Below are 14,752 nucleotides of genomic sequence, written 5' to 3'. Positions count from 1 at the left end.
GGGGGGAAGCGATCCTTAATGCTACCATGGAGCGTGAACCCACGCCCCTTCATCCTCGGCACTGCTCAGATCGCTAGGATACCGCTCCCTAACGCGAAAACTCCAGCAACGACGAGCCTGTGCCCAGCGCCTGAGATTTGGCATAGCAGAGTGTCAATGTTGGCGCAGTATGCCTATGATCAGGCAAGAACTGTTATAGGAGTGATGTGGGCGGGCTAAAACCCCTCCGCTTTAGCGAGGAGATACAGCCAACTAGGGGGCTTTAGCCCTCTCTATGTGTTAAACTAGAGACGTGGAAAGTAGGCGTATCAACTACGCGAAGAAACATCCTAGTACGGAGAAATCCCGGCACGTAAGTCACTACCGCTTTGGCGGCAAGCCTAAACCACTGCAAGCAATGGCAGGATGTTGAGCGTATCGAACTGGCTAGTGTTGAAAAGCGCGAAACCACGAACCGAAACATAAACGTAGTCCCAATAGCAGAGATGCTTGAGGTGAGTAGGGGGTCTTTGACTGCTCCCACCCGCATTAAATTGTGGGTGACAGCTCAAGGGAAAAGCGAAGCAACGCGGCTTCAGCCCGTTGCGTAGCATCCTTTGGGAATCCCCTCTCTTTCAAGGAGGGGAGAAGTCAATCCTCAGTACCATGATTGTAAACGTTGCCGCCACGCTTTTACTGCTTTCGATGGGGGTGCCTGCCTTGGCCGCTAATCCCGCTGATTTAGAGCAACTGCGCCGTACGGGGCATTGCCCCAACTGCGATCTCAGCTATGCCCAGCTACGGGGGCGTAACCTCCAAGGGGCAGATTTACGGGGAGCTAACCTCAGTGCGGCTAACTTACGGGGAGCCAACCTCAGCCGTGCCAACTTAACAGGGGCAACCCTGAATAATGCAGATTTAACGGGGGCGAACTTGACAAATGTAAACCTCTCTGAGGCCAACCTCCTGATGACTCGCCTTAACCGTGCTGTACTGACAGGTGCCCAAATGGTGAATGCCGCCTTGGGAGGGCGCGATCGCCTCGCGCGGGTGCGCACCTTCCGCGATGCCACCCTCCCCAACGGCGAAAAAGCATTTTTCCCCCTTGATGTTCCCCGCCGTCGTTAGTTTTAGGGTATGGGTATTGCCGTTACGAGTTTTGTTATTTTATTGCTGCTGACAGAAGCGATTCTGATGGCACGGCAGTGGGTATTGCCGCTCCCTGTCCTATTGGTGGCGGCAGCGGCATTAGCGGTTGCCTCTAACTGGTCGTTGTTCCGGCGTGATTGAGCAACATGCCTAGCGCTAGCAACATCTCCCCCAAGGTTCATCATGCCAGTGTGCAGGGTCAACTCAGTCTGGGGCAGCTTACCCTTAACTGCCTGAATGAATTGCTGGCATGGCATCAGAGCCATCATTCCCACGTCAGTGAGCACTGGTTACCACTCTACGATCTGCGCGATCGCCTCAATCAACCGGCATGGCACATTGTGGTTTTAGGGCAAGTCAGCCGGGGTAAATCTGCTCTCCTCAATGCGCTCTATGGCGAGACCATTTTTCCCGTGGGAGCAGTTCATGGCACAACCCAATGGCCACGCACAGTTCGTTGGCAATTTGGTGACCATGCGGTGGATTTAACCGATACTCCGGGGTTAGATGAAGTGGCTGGCTCGCAGCGAGAAGCAATGACGTGGGGGGCGATCGCCACCGCCGATTTAGTCCTATTGGTTAGCCATGACACTCTGACCCCTATTGAAGTGCAAGCTCGCCAGCAGCTTGAGGCACGCAGAGTGCCCTATCAGTGGGTGATCACCAAAGCGGATCTGTATGCCGCCGTTCCGGAAAACCTCACCGACGCCATTGTTGTCAGTAGCACGACCGGCCAAGGCATTAGTGAACTCCGTGCCCACGTGCAGCAATGGCTCAGCCACAACGCCCTGCTTGAGCGATCGACTCACCTTTTGCATCAAGCCAGTACGATTGAACGTGCCGTTGGCAATGCCCTCAGTAGCTACCGTCAAGCACAGCAAGGGAACGTACCTTGGCCATGGCTGGGCGGCCAACTGCTCGGTAGCGCCCTGCTGCCCGGCGGGGGTGGGGATGCCGTTTTAGCGATGGTGGCCTGCCTTGGGTATGTGCGCCACTGGTGTCAAGCCTATGCCTTACCGTTTCCGCTGCCGGCCTTTAGTGAAATCAGTCAGTTCCTGCTGCTGTGGTGTGCCGCCATCTATGTTACCCCGTGGCTGGGGGGCAGTATCAGCAGTGAACTCTGGAGCCTGAATACCACTGTGGTGCTCCAAGCAGGGGTGATTCTTTGGGGGTATCAGCAACTGCGCCGCAAACTGGAATCCTACCTGCAACAGGGCTATCAATGGGACGTTTTGGACCCCAGCGGCTTTTGGCGCACATTGCTCAGCAACAGCAGCCGTGAACTCCCAAGCATTGGTTACCTAGGGTCACGGTGCTGCGTTTTTTGCAAACGCCACCATCAGGTAAGATGAGCTTACACGCCTTTGAGCCCACTATTTTTCACGCCTTGCCTGCATGAGCGACTTTTTACCCTACGCGTACCTTAACGGTCAGTTTGTCCCCTTTAGCGAAGCCAAAATTTCCGTTGCCACCCATGCCCTACACTACGGCACCGCCGCTCTCGGTGGTCTGCGCGGGTTACCCAATCCTGCAAATGCTAACGAAATTCTGCTGTTCCGTCTTGAAGATCACTGTCAGCGCTTGAGTCGCAGTGCCCACTACCTAGGCTATGAGCTGCCGATGGCACAGATCAAAACCACCATTATTGAGTGGGTACAAAAAAACCGCCCCACGGTGCCGTTCTATATCCGCCCCTTAGTTTATACCTCCGGGCTGGGGATTGCGCCCCGCCTGCACGATGTTGAAAAAGACTTTCTCATCTATGGGATGCCCCTAGGAGATTACCTCTCCGCTGAAGGCGTGACCTGTCGGATTAGTTCTTGGCAGCGGCAGTGCGATCGCTCCTTTCCGTTGCGCGGTAAGCTTACCACCTCCTACATTGTTTCAGCGCTCGCAAAAACCGAAGCTGTGGCCTCAGGGTTTGACGAAGCCATTCTCCTCAACACTCAAGGCAAAGTGTGCGAAGCCTCGGGAATGAATCTGTTCCTAGTACGGGATGGCCAACTCATTACCCAAGCGTGGATCAAGATATTTTAGAGGGCATTACCCGCCGCAGCGTGATTGAACTCGCTCAAGCAGCAGGGGTGACCGTCCTTGAGCGGGCAGTGGATCGCACGGAATTATTAATTGCCGATGAAGTCTTTTTAACGGGTACGGCAGCAAGGATTGTGCCTGTCCGCCGCATCGAAACCTACACCCTCCCAGCGCAGCGCCCCCTCACACGGCAACTGCAGCAGCAGTTACAAACCATTGTCACAGGCCGCGATCCCAACTATCGCCACTGGCTAGATATAGTGCCGATCGCTTAGGGCAGCTCTAATAGCCGGTCAGATATTTACACAAGCTCAGTTCTGTGCCTTTGGCATTCCAATACACTTCGTCAAAAATGGCATAGATCAAAAATAACCCCCGACCACACTCACAGTCGTCAGGGGGCAGCAGTTCATCTTCAGGGGAGAAAACGCAGCGAGGTGGCAAAAACCCGTCGCCTTGATCGGTAATGACCCACCAGCATTGTTCGGGGGAATAGGTGTAGCGCACGAAAACAACTTTTTCAGGGTTAAGGGCGTTGCCATGGCGAGCCGCATTGACCAATGCCTCCTGCAGCCCAAGGCGCAACTCATCACGCAAAGGGTGAGGAACATTGGCGAGTAATACTTCAAGGATAGGTTGCAAAAATAATGTTGAAGAAAAGGTCAGGGTTTGCCATTGGGGTGCAACGTACGTTAGCGTCATAGACGGCATCACCCAAGAATCAAGAGTGCACAGCGGGGGTGCGGGTGCCCGCAGCAAACATCATTGCCGGATAACCGAACCCTTCTGACTTCAGCTTAGCAACTTGGGCAGCAGAAATACAACCGCCTCCTGCGTGAGGGCTATGGGCAGCTTGTTTGGCTCACAGAGGCGAATTAGTTGAGCAAATATCTTCTGGGTGGCTTGCATATTCTTAAAGTGAGCTACCCCTTGCCTCTGTTATCAGCGCAATAAAAGATATTGATAGAAGTTTATCGTTATCCCTGCTAAGAGTGTCCTTTTCATAGATAAGATTAAATCTAATTAGTCTTGTCCATAGGCGTAAGCGGGATTTATGTTGCAATCATTTGCGGACACAGTTTGGCTCATTCCTTTTTACTCGCTACTGGGGATGGGGCTGTCGCTGATTTGGTCGCCGGGGATCACCCGCAAGACCGGCCCGCGTCCAGCGGGGTATATCAATATCGTGCTCACATTCTTCTCCTTTTGCCATGCGCTGCTGGCCACGTTGGCGATCGCCGACAAACCGCCGCAGTACCTTCACTGGACTTGGTTAGAGGTGGCGGGGCTTCATTTTGATGTGCCGGTGGAAATTTCAGTCCTGACGACCACTGCTCTCATGCTCATTACGGGGCTGAATTTGATGGCCCAAGTCTTTGCCGTTGGGTATATGGAAATGGACTGGGGTTGGGCGCGGTTCTTTGCCCTGCTGGCGCTCTTTGAAGGGGGGATGGCTGCCCTTGTGCTGCTTGACTCCCTCTTTTTCAATTACGTGGTGTTGGAAATTCTCACCCTTGCCACCTACCTGCTCATTGGGCTGTGGTTTAACCAACCGCTGGTGGTGACGGGTGCCCGCGATGCCTTCCTGACGAAACGAGTGGGGGACTTGATTCTCTTAATGGGAGTTCTGGCCATCTATCCCCTTGCAGGGTCTTGGAATTACGATGATCTGGCGGCTTGGGCGGCTACTGCTACAGCCAATCCGACATTGATTACTCTGATCTGCTTAGCCCTGATTGCTGGTCCGATGGGGAAATGTGCCCAGTTTCCCCTGCACCTGTGGCTTGATGAAGCCATGGAAGGGCCGGTGCCCGCCTCGGTGTTGCGGAATGCCATTGTGGTGGCAACGGGGGCATGGGTGCTGGTCAAGCTGACCCCAGTGTTGGCACTCTCTCCTGTAGCCCTGACCGCATTACTGGTGATTGGTAGTGTCACGGCCTTAGGCGGCACCTTGATTGCCACAGCTCAGGTGGATATTAAGCGGGCGCTGTCCTATTTAGCCAGTGCTTACATGGGCTGGGTATTTATTGCGGTGGGTCTGAAAGAGCCTGGATTGGCCTTTGTGTTTGTGCTCACCTATGCGGTGGCGATGTCGCTGCTGATGATGAGTATTGGCAGCATTATCTGGAACAGCATTACCCAAGATCTGCGGTTGCTGGGGGGGCTGTGGTCACGGCGACCCATTTCCGGGATTTCATTTTTGGTGGGATCGGCAGGTTTATTGGCAGTGCCGCCCCTTGGGAGTTTTTTGCCCCAAGCAGAGCTATTGGATACCGCCTTTGCCCAGTTGCCGTGGGTGGGGGTTGTCTTGCTACTGGTGAATACCTTTGCCGCCTTTAGTTTGGGACGCACGTTCTGTCTCATTTGGGGAGGGGAGGTCAAACCCATGACGGCGCGATCGCCGGAGGTGTTTTGGCCCATGATCCTGCCCATGACAGTGAATGTGGGGGTGGTTCTGCACTTGCCGATTATGATGCGGGTCTTTGATTGGGTGATCTGGACACAGCCTTCGGTGCAAACCGCTGCCGCCTTAACCCTGACTGCCGTTGCGGGTTGGGGCTTAGCGGCATGGATCTACTTGGGGCGAACCATTCCAAGCCGGTGCAGTTGCCGTTACCGTCGCTACAAGACCTGCTTGCCTATGACTTTTACACCCCCAAACTTTATAAGGCAACGGTTGTTGGGGCAGTGGATGTCATCTCGCGCCTCACTGATTGGTTTGACCGCACCTTGGTGGATGGGACGGGCAATGCCTTTGGTTTGGTGACGCTGTTGGGGGGCGATCGCCTCAAGTACAGCACCACCGGTCAATCCCAGGCCTATATTCTCACCATTATTGTGGGCATTGCCATTCTTGGTATTGCCATTTGCTGGCCACTGCTGCGCTAGCTCAAATCAACATCCAGCGAGGTTCTTGCTATGCTCTTAACACTGCTGATCCTGATTCCCGCACTGGCAGCGCTGCTGATGTCGGTCTTGCCGGAACGCCTACTGCGGCCTGTGGCACTGGCTGGGGCAGCGGTTACCTTTGGCCTATCTGCTTGGCTTCTGAGTCAATTGGATCTACAGCAAGCAGGCTTACAGTTTCCAGAATTTACCCCGTGGTTGCCGCCCCTTGGGCTGAACTATTCCCTAGGGGTGGATGGTCTCTCTCTGCCGCTGATTGTCCTGGGTACATTCTTAACGCTACTCGTCATCTTTAACGGTGAGAAAAGTTCGCCACGGTTGTTTTATGGCCTTGTGTTGGTCGCCAATGCCGGGATTATTGGTGCCCTAGCGGCTCAAAATCTTCTGCTCTTTGTTCTGTTTTACGAAGTTGAACTGGTTCCCTTTTATCTGCTGATTTTAATGTGGGGGGGGCAGCGCCGGGAGCGAGCGGCGGTGAAATTTCTCATTTATACAGCCATCTCCGGTATTCTCATCCTAGCCGCCTTCTTGGCCATGGGTTGGCTGACCCACGCCCCCAGCTTTGACTATGGGGATCTGCAACTGGCGGCACTTGCACCTACCACGCAAGCCATTCTTTTGGCTCTACTGGTGATTGGCTTTGGCATTAAAATTCCCCTTGTGCCGCTCCATAGCTGGCTACCGGATGCCTACGTCGAAGCCTCAACCCCCACAGCAATTCTCTTAGGGGGGATTCTGGCAAAGTTGGGCACCTACGGTTTAGTACGTTTTGCTGTCGGGCTGTTTCCCGAAACATGGGGATCGTTTGCCAGTGTGCTGGCGATCGTGGCGGCAGCCAGCATTCTCTACGGTGCGTTGGCGGCCATTGCTCAAAAGGACATCAAACGGATGGTGGCCTACAGCTCTATTGGTCACATGGGTTACGTCTTACTGGCGCTGGCGGCACATACCCACCTGAGTATGGTGGGGGCGATCGCCCAAATGATTAGTCATGGTCTGATCTTGGCGCTGCTGTTTTATTTAGTGGGAATTATTGAAACCAAAGTCGGCACCCGCGAACTCGATGTGCTTAACGGCTTGCTCAATCCTCTGCGGGGGTTACCTACCACCAGTGCCTTGCTGATATTAGGGGGGATGGCCAGTGCCGGTATTCCCGGCTTGGTGGGCTTTGTTGCCGAGTTTTTAGTCTTTCAAGGCAGTTATGCCATCTTTCCGATCCCTACCCTCGTTGCGGTTGTGGGAACTGGCTTGACGGCGGTTTACTTTGTCATCTTACTAAACCGTACCTGCTTTGGCCGCCTAGATAACGCCACGGCCTACTATCCGCGGGTGTTGTGGCCTGAAAAACTGCCAGCGCTGGTCTTGACCCTATTAATTCTGGTGTTAGGGGTTCAACCCACGTGGCTAGTGCGCTGGAGTGAAACCATCAGTCAGAAGCTAGTGGCAGCGATCCCCACCACAACGGAAATAGTTGCCAGCATAGCGCCATCCTTGTCCTCTACCCACAATTAACTAACGGAGAAGCCCTATGGTTCAAGCTCTTGAGCGTCCTAGCAGTGCCAAGCTCCCCCCCGTTGACCACCCCTTGGCCGACATTATTCACCGCCTCGAAGCGGGAGGGGCAATGATCCCCGATACGCCGGAAAACCTCATGAAGATCATCGGCATGTACAAGGCCTATTCCATCCCGATGGACTTTTACTGGCGGGATCTACTCTACTTGGGTGAGCGCGTTTTTATTGATCCGTTCCCGTTTTTCAAGTATTTCCCCACCAAGGACTACTTTGATCTGCTGAATCACTATGCGGGGGATACAGCGGATCTGCGGATTTGGCGCGGGCCAGCCCATGCCCATCCCGAGTTAATGGAGTTTATTGAAAAAGGGAAACTGGCAAACTACCGCGATTGCTGCACCACCTCTGGCACGACCGCATCAACATGGAGTTTTCCGAAGATTTAGCACGTGCGATGATGTGGCACGGCATGGGGGGGCAACTGGATGTTTACCTCGACTCGGACGAGTATAAGGCCGCAGCCCACAAGGCCATTCGTGCCTATTTCAAGCGCAACCCCCTGATGTTGGCGTTGCACAAGGTGTTTCCGGATCTCTTTTTGGAGCAGGCACGCCAAGCCACCTACATGAATGTGCTGGGGCTATTCTGGGAGGTAATGGCACCCGTCTTCTTTGAAATTAGCGATCGCTACGACGAGGGCAGTATTCGCAGCGTTAAGGATGCCATGAATTTCTTGGTCAATGGCATTTTTGCGATTGCGGGTCGGCCCATTTACCACCACGTCTATATTGATGACGAGGTGCATGTGCTAGTTCCTAAAGAGAAAGGCTTTATGTGGCTGTACGAGGCTGCCTTTCCCTACGTTGAGGCCGTATTTTATCGGACGGCTCCCTTCCGGGGCACTAAGTCCTACAATGCCCAAGCGAATCAGGTGCCCAGTGAGCAGGTGGATTTCCACTATGGCATTCTATTTGCGGATAAGTTCCCGGTGGGTACCGCTGGCATTCCGCCGACATTGCTCCATCAGGATATGTACCACTTTTTGCCGCAGTACCTAAGGGATCATTTCCATCAGCACTGTCGCGGTGAAGATGATATTCTGGTGCAGTTGGGGATCGCCTTCCAACGCTCGATGTACACCGTCACGTCGGCGGTACTACAGGCGACCCGGGCAGCATTTTACTATCCCCTAGATGATCCGAATCCGGAGCACTTAATGGCAAACCGTCGCTTTTTTATTGCCCAGATGGATCGCTTTATCCGTCCGCAGTACGGTATTGTCGATGCCTGCAAAATCCGCAATGTCCAAGACCCCAATTACCGTTAGCACTGCTGGGGTAATCGTGCTGCTCGATGGCGATCGCCCCCTCACTTTTTGCTAGGCTGGAAGCAAGAGTGAACTTTTGTAACGAGGTGCAACCGCTGTGGCCACTGTGGAAATCTATACTTGGTCTGCCTGTCCCTTCTGTCTTCGGGCTAAGCAACTGCTGAACCGCAAGGGGGTATCCTTTACAGAGTATGTGATTGATGGCGATGAAGCCGCACGGCAAGCGATGGCGCAGCGGGCCAATGGGCGGCGATCGCTGCCACAGATTTTCATTAATAACCAACATATTGGCGGCTGTGATGATCTCTATGCCCTTGAGGCGCAAGGGAAGTTAGACTCCCTCTTGCAGTCTGCGGCCTAGTGACTGTGTTGGTTGCCTTTATTATTGACCCTATCGCCAGTTTGGATCCTGGCCATGACACCAGTGTTGCCCTCATGGAAGCAGCGCAACAGATGGGGTTGGAGGTTTGGATTACAGAGATTTCGCAGCTTGTGATCCGCGACGGCCAAGCGTGGGCACGCCTCACGCCGGTGCAGTTGGTGCCCGCCCAACTTGTTGCGGGTCAGTGGCAAGTCTCACGGCCGTGGTTTCAGTTAGGCACACCGGAGTGGCGATCGCTAGAGGACTTTACCGCCGTTTGGATGCGCAAAGACCCACCCGTCAATAGTGCTTACCTCTATGCAACCTACTGCTTGGACTTAGTGAATCCACAGAAAACGCGGGTGCTAAATAGTCCAGCGGCACTGCGCCATGCCAATGAAAAAATGTATGGGTTGCGCTTTAGCAGTGTGATGCCCCACACCTTGGTGAGTAGCGATAAACAAGTGATTCGTGAGTTTGTCCAACGCCAAGGGACTGCTGTCCTGAAACCCTTAGGCGGTAAAGCCGGAGAAGGCATTTTATTCTTGCAGGCGGGCGATCGCAACCTCAACTCCATGATTGAAATCAGTACCCAGCAAGGACAACTGCCAGTGATGGTGCAGGAATACCTACCTGCAGCCAAAGAGGGGGATAAGCGCATCATTCTGCTGAATGGCGAGCCGATTGGGGCAGTGAACCGGATTCCCACCGGGGATGAATTTCGGGGCAATATGGCCACTGGTGGACGAGTTGCAGCGATTGATATAACTGAGCGCGATCGCCACATTTGTCAGATTTTGGCACCAAGCCTCCGCCAAGATGGCCTTTATTTTGTCGGCATTGACATTATTGGCGGTTACCTAACGGAGGTGAATGTGACCAGTCCCACCGGTATTCGTGAAATTGATCGCCTCAGCGACACACGCCTTGCTGAGCAGGTCATGGCTGGCGTGGTTGGATAGGTTTCGTGTTGAGACAACACCTTACCCAGCTGTTAGCGGTCGTCATCTCGCCTAATCAGTCAGCATCCAGAGTATAGGGGAATGTGCCGTTGGGCGAGTCATCCAAAGGGGCATTGCAAGCCAGCGGGTAAGCCGGGCGATCGCCATCGGCAATTAACGAACAATAGGGCTGCAATGCTTCCCAAAGAGTCAGCAATTGCTGATAGGTCTCATAAGTTGGCAGATTGCCGCCCGTGTGTAACGCGGCAAGAAGCGACACTCGATGGGCAAAAGACTGGAGATGCGCGTTGAATTCCTGACTGCCTGGGTGATTGACACCCCGGTAGCGGGCGATCGGGCAGGCAAATGTTTGGAATTGCGTTTTTTTTCATGATTGCCTCCTTCGCACGGATGCGTAGCTGGGTTTGCTAGACACTTTTCACCACAAAGGCACAGAGGACACAACGTTCCTTCGTGCGCTTTGTGTCTTTGTGGTTCAAGCTAAAGATGAGTGATTCGCTACCGAACAGGATCAATAGCGGGGGCGGCGCTGTTGGGGCACCCCTTGCTGCATCACAACAACAACAATGAAATAGATCAGAGCGTAGTAGCCGATAAAGATGGCAGCAACGGCAAAGAGCGCTGCCCAGACATTTTCTAAAACCAGCATGGAACAAACCTCCAATGATGAATAGAAGTGGATTTGGACGAGGAGTCGAGAGCGACTATGGAAAGGGTGCCAACGACCTGTGTGGCTTGTAGTACGGACTGAAGTCTGCACTACGAACTGTGTAGCTGACTTTCAGAGAATGGGTGTTACCCTTTACAGCCACTTGCCAAAGGTGCGGATGTAGAAGCCCTTGAGGTATTGGGTCAGCAGGCAGTAGGAGCCGAGAATCAACCACAGCCAGATGAAGTAATTAGCAGGCAGGGGAACCATCCCCAACCCTGCTCCTAGCGGTGTGAAGGGAATGATCATCCCAGCGATAATGGCAGTGCCAGTGGAGAGCAACACGGGCAGGGAGGGCCAGCTTTGGAAGAAGGGCACCCGCGCCGTCCGCAACATATGAACCACCAAGGTTTGGGAGAGTAGCCCTTCCACAAACCAGCCCGAATTAAACAGCTTCACGTCCTCTGGTGTATTGGCTGCAAACACGAACCACATGACGATGTAGGTGGCATAGTCAAAGATGGAGCTAATCGGACCAATGAACAGCATGAACCGCCCGATGTTGGGCACATTCCACTTCTGGGGTTTGCGGAGAAACTCCTTATCCACGTTGTCGAAGGGGATGGTGGTTTGGGACAGGTCGTAGATCAGATTTTGGGTCAGCAGTTGGATGGGCTGCATCGGCAGGAAGGGCAGCACAGCACTCGACCCCATGACACTGAACACGTTGCCATAGTTGGAACTGGCGGTCATGTTCAGGTATTTAAGAATGTTGGCAAAGGTGCGCCGTCCCTCAATCACACCCCGCTCCAGTACCATGAGGTTCTTTTCTAGCAGGATGATGTCTGCCGATTCTTTGGCAATATCTACGGCAGTATCGACCGAGATGCCGACATCCGCATCCCGCAGGGCCGCAGCATCGTTAATGCCATCGCCTAGGTAACCGACGGTGTGCCCTTGCTCACGCAGCAGGCGAACAATGCGAGCTTTTTGCAGGGGGGAGACCTTGGCGAAGATGGTGGTGGTGTCTAGTTGGGATGTGAGTTCCTCGTCGCTCAGGCGTTCAATCTGGCTACCCACCAGCACTCCTTCAACTTCTAGGTTCACCTCCTTACAGACTTTGCGGGTGACAATATCGTTGTCACCGGTGATCACTTTGACAGCAACGCCGTTGTCATTCAGGGCAGCGATCGCCTCAATCGCGCTATCTTTAGGCGGATCAAGGAACGCCAGATAGCCGACCAAAATCAGGTCGCATTCATCCTTGGCGCTGTAGGTAGGAGCGGTGTCTAGCGGAATGGGGATTTCCTTATAGGCGACGGCAATCACCCGGAAGCCGTCTTCATTCAGGCTTTGGGTCACCCGCAGCCCTTCCAGCCGCACAGACTCGTTCATGGGCATGATTTCGCCGTGATATTTGGCATGGGAGCAAACGTTGAACAGTTCCTCAACTGCTCCTTTGCAGATCAGCACATGCTGGCCTTCTGAGCGCCCCCCACGCGGCTCCACCACCACTGACATGCGGCGACGCACAAAGTCGAAGGGAATTTCATCCACCTTGGCGTAGTTTTCTGCGGGTTTGAGTTCTGTATTTAACTCCACATGCTCCAGCACTGCCACATCCAGCAGGTTTTTTAAGCCGGTCTGGTAGTAGCTGTTCAGGTAGCCATATTCCAGGGGTTCGTCATCCTCGTAGCCGTGAATGTCCACATGGCGTTCTAGGATAATCTTATCCAGCGTCAGAGTGCCAGTTTTATCAGTGCAGAGGATGTCCATCGCCCCAAAGTTCTGAATTGCATTGATGCGTTTGACCACTACTTTTTGATTCGCCATCACGACTGCACCCCGCGCCAGGTTTGCGGTCACGATCATGGGTAGCATTTCCGGCGTTAGCCCCACGGCCACGGATAACGAAAACAGCAGGGCATCCAGAAAACTGCCTTTGGTAAACCATTGGATGAGGAAGACGATCGGCACCATCACTGCCATGAAGGTGATCAGCAGATAGCTGACCCGGTTGACGCCTTTTTCAAAGCTGGTGAGAACGCGCTTGCCTACGATGTTTTTGGCCAGAGAGCCGAAGTAGGTGCGATCGCCCGTGGAAACCACCACCGCCGTCCCTGTGCCACTGACCACATTAGTACCCATAAAGCAGACAGTGGGAATATCCAGCGCACTCACCTGATCAGATTCCACTTGCACATCAGCGCGCTTTTCCACCACACTGCCCAAGGTGTCGTACTTTTCTACGGGCAGGGATTCCCCCGTCAGCACCGCTTGGCTCACGAATAGATCCTTGGAGGTCAGCAGTCGCACATCCGCTGGGATCATATCTCCCGCCGACAATGCCACAATATCGCCCGGAACCAAGGCGCTGAGGGGAACCTCCCGTCGCGTTCCGGGGGCATCGAGGCGATCGCGGCGAATCACGGTAGCCTTAGTGCTGACCATAGCTTTCAGCTTTTCTGCTGCTTGGGTAGAGCGGTATTCCTGGAAAAACCGCAGGAAGCCACTCACCAGCACCATGATGGATAAGATAATCACTGCTGTCAGATCCTTATCTTCTGGCTCAGCAATGGCGTAGTCCAAAACGTAGGAAACAGCCGCTAGCCCCACCAATACCCAAATAAAGGGATTGTTGAACGCCTTGAACAGTTGCACGTACCAAGCGGGGGGCTTTTCGTGGCTAACTTCGTTTTTGCCATACTTGCGTAGGCGAACAGCCGCATCGGCTTCAGTCAGCCCCTGACGATGGCTGTTCAGCGATCGCAATACCTGATTGATATCGTTCCCCGCTTCCTCGAGGGCACGCAGTGACAGCTTAGCGCTTTCTAGGGCACGTGTATTGACATCGCCCCGTCCGCGGGTCGTTCTGGGAGTATTCCGCATAATTCGCCTCCTCTTGTTAAATAGTCAGATTTTCAAAGATTCCAAAACAACTGGTTGACTGACAGATTCATTTATTCGCGCTCAGCAATCACTTCAACTACCAGTCAAAGTTGAGCCGAACTAAATGTGATTGACTGGATGGTTAAGATCGAAAGCAAGCGCAAATGGCGATCGCCAATTTCTAGAAAAATAGCCACAGAATTACAAGCGATCCAATTTTGGATGCAAGTAACGAGTCAAACACAGATCGCCTCGCAAAAGCCAGCAATAAGCTGCCAGTTGTTAAATAGTCAGATTTTCAAAGATTCCAAAACAACTGGTTGACTGACAGATTCATTTATTCGCGCTCAGCAATCACTTCAACTACCAGTCAAAGTTGAGCCGAACTAAATGTGATTGACTGGATGGTTAAGATCGAAAGCAAGCGCAAATGGCGATCGCCAATTTCTAGAAAAATAGCCACAGAATTACAAGCGATCCAATTTTGGATGCAAGTAACGAGTCAAACACAGATCGCCTCGCAAAAGCCAGCAATAAGCTGCCAGTCAGGAGCAGATCGTCAAAATTATGAAAACTATGAAGTTGATTGAAACTTGTTCATGGTTCATCTCCTTATCAGTACAGTCGCCATGCCCAGTGGCGACCAGAGATGAACCAGCAGGCTCTATAATAGAACCGAACTAGGCAAATTCATCTGTGTAATCACCCACTGACCACGGCAGATTTTATGGCAGGGATCCTCACTAGAGGGGACTGTTTCCTCAGAAGTAGCTTTGCATCTACTACTGCCAGAAGCATCCATAGTAGAATTTATCTCCTTGAAATCTGTACAATATGAACATGACAAACCCAGTGGATTGAATTTGTCATAATTGCAGATATAGCCTGATACATCGGCTTTTGTCAACAGCTTAACAAAACCTAACAAGATTGATCGCTTACCTTTATCCTATTTTGCTGTAAAACCCCGAATCCGCAGTT

At 53.0% G+C, this 14,752-nt stretch carries 11 protein-coding genes and 3 pseudogenes; 9 read left to right on the top strand and 5 right to left on the bottom strand.

The window, feature by feature from the left end; translation table 11 throughout:
- Nucleotides 1–21 precede the first annotated feature (21 nt).
- Nucleotides 22–144: a hypothetical protein gene (locus BRW62_RS14750; protein ID WP_257790478.1), complete on the bottom strand. Its 123-nt coding sequence runs from the start codon at nt 142–144 to the stop codon at nt 22–24.
- A 501-nt stretch (nt 145–645) separates the two neighbouring features.
- Between BRW62_RS14750 and BRW62_RS09945 the strand changes: the two genes are divergently transcribed.
- The 4 genes and pseudogenes from BRW62_RS09945 (at nt 646) to BRW62_RS09935 (ending at nt 3,437) form a co-directional block, all read left to right on the top strand.
- A complete protein-coding gene (locus BRW62_RS09945; RefSeq protein ID WP_099799297.1) occupies nt 646–1,107 on the top strand; it encodes a pentapeptide repeat-containing protein in 462 nt (153 codons plus the stop codon).
- A 9-nt stretch (nt 1,108–1,116) separates the two neighbouring features.
- Nucleotides 1,117–1,269 carry a hypothetical protein gene (locus BRW62_RS13135; protein WP_157768357.1) on the top strand — a complete coding sequence of 51 codons (153 nt, stop codon included), beginning with the start codon at nt 1,117–1,119 and terminating at the stop codon, nt 1,267–1,269.
- A 5-nt stretch (nt 1,270–1,274) separates the two neighbouring features.
- Entirely contained in the window at nt 1,275–2,480 is a 1,206-nt protein-coding gene (locus BRW62_RS09940) for an Era-like GTP-binding protein (protein ID WP_198405998.1), read from the top strand.
- Between the two features lie 43 nt (nt 2,481–2,523).
- Nucleotides 2,524–3,437 (top strand): annotated as a pseudogene (locus tag BRW62_RS09935) (branched-chain amino acid transaminase).
- Between the two features lie 7 nt (nt 3,438–3,444).
- Here the strand turns inward: BRW62_RS09935 and BRW62_RS09930 are convergent.
- Entirely contained in the window at nt 3,445–3,873 is a 429-nt protein-coding gene (locus tag BRW62_RS09930; protein ID WP_198405997.1) for an ATP-binding protein, read from the bottom strand.
- Nucleotides 3,874–4,216: 343 nt separating this feature from the next.
- On the opposite strand from BRW62_RS09930, the pseudogene BRW62_RS09925 reads away from it, so the two are divergent.
- The 5 genes and pseudogenes from BRW62_RS09925 (at nt 4,217) to gshB (ending at nt 10,233) form a co-directional block, all read left to right on the top strand.
- Nucleotides 4,217–6,051: pseudogene (locus tag BRW62_RS09925) on the top strand (NAD(P)H-quinone oxidoreductase subunit F).
- Between the two features lie 30 nt (nt 6,052–6,081).
- Nucleotides 6,082–7,581, top strand: a complete 1,500-nt coding sequence (locus BRW62_RS09920; protein ID WP_099799296.1) for an NADH-quinone oxidoreductase subunit M — start codon at nt 6,082–6,084, stop codon at nt 7,579–7,581.
- Between the two features lie 16 nt (nt 7,582–7,597).
- Nucleotides 7,598–8,910 (top strand): annotated as a pseudogene (locus BRW62_RS09915) (CO2 hydration protein).
- 97 nt (nt 8,911–9,007) lie between these two features.
- A complete protein-coding gene (gene grxC, locus BRW62_RS09910) occupies nt 9,008–9,271 on the top strand; it encodes a glutaredoxin 3 (protein ID WP_099799295.1) in 264 nt (87 codons plus the stop codon).
- Nucleotides 9,272–9,276: 5 nt separating this feature from the next.
- Nucleotides 9,277–10,233, top strand: coding sequence for a glutathione synthase (gene gshB, locus BRW62_RS09905; RefSeq protein ID WP_099799919.1), 957 nt, complete (start codon nt 9,277–9,279; stop codon nt 10,231–10,233).
- 55 nt (nt 10,234–10,288) lie between these two features.
- Here gshB and BRW62_RS13130 read toward each other — a convergent pair whose 3' ends face one another.
- The 3 genes from BRW62_RS13130 to mgtA form a co-directional block, all read right to left on the bottom strand.
- The gene (locus BRW62_RS13130; RefSeq protein WP_455650736.1) at nt 10,289–10,567 is read right to left on the bottom strand and encodes a DUF7219 family protein; all 279 of its coding nucleotides are present in this window, start codon (nt 10,565–10,567) and stop codon (nt 10,289–10,291) included.
- Between the two features lie 177 nt (nt 10,568–10,744).
- The gene (locus BRW62_RS13475) at nt 10,745–10,882 is read right to left on the bottom strand and encodes a hypothetical protein (protein ID WP_198405996.1); all 138 of its coding nucleotides are present in this window, start codon (nt 10,880–10,882) and stop codon (nt 10,745–10,747) included.
- A gap of 153 nt (nt 10,883–11,035) precedes the next feature.
- The gene (mgtA, locus tag BRW62_RS09895) at nt 11,036–13,771 is read right to left on the bottom strand and encodes a magnesium-translocating P-type ATPase (protein ID WP_099799294.1); all 2,736 of its coding nucleotides are present in this window, start codon (nt 13,769–13,771) and stop codon (nt 11,036–11,038) included.
- Nucleotides 13,772–14,752 lie beyond the last annotated feature (981 nt).

Source organism: Thermostichus lividus PCC 6715, assembly GCF_002754935.1.
GTDB lineage: Bacteria > Cyanobacteriota > Cyanobacteriia > Thermosynechococcales > Thermosynechococcaceae > Thermosynechococcus > Thermosynechococcus lividus.
Note: the sequence above shows the minus strand (reverse complement) of the source record. Positions and strands in the feature narration are given on the sequence as shown.

Bases quoted from the DNA above. Each gene is read 5' to 3' on its own strand.
- BRW62_RS09940 (WP_198405998.1), top strand. From the start codon at position 1,275: ATGCCTAGCGCTAGCAACATCTCCCCCAAGGTTCATCATGCCAGTGTG.
- BRW62_RS09920 (WP_099799296.1), top strand. From the start codon at position 6,082: ATGCTCTTAACACTGCTGATCCTGATTCCCGCACTGGCAGCGCTGCTG.
- BRW62_RS09945 (WP_099799297.1), top strand. From the start codon at position 646: ATGATTGTAAACGTTGCCGCCACGCTTTTACTGCTTTCGATGGGGGTG.
- BRW62_RS14750 (WP_257790478.1), bottom strand. From the start codon at position 144: ATGCCAAATCTCAGGCGCTGGGCACAGGCTCGTCGTTGCTGGAGTTTT.
- BRW62_RS13475 (WP_198405996.1), bottom strand. From the start codon at position 10,882: ATGCTGGTTTTAGAAAATGTCTGGGCAGCGCTCTTTGCCGTTGCTGCC.
- mgtA (WP_099799294.1), bottom strand. From the start codon at position 13,771: ATGCGGAATACTCCCAGAACGACCCGCGGACGGGGCGATGTCAATACA.
- BRW62_RS13135 (WP_157768357.1), top strand. From the start codon at position 1,117: ATGGGTATTGCCGTTACGAGTTTTGTTATTTTATTGCTGCTGACAGAA.
- BRW62_RS09930 (WP_198405997.1), bottom strand. From the start codon at position 3,873: ATGCCGTCTATGACGCTAACGTACGTTGCACCCCAATGGCAAACCCTG.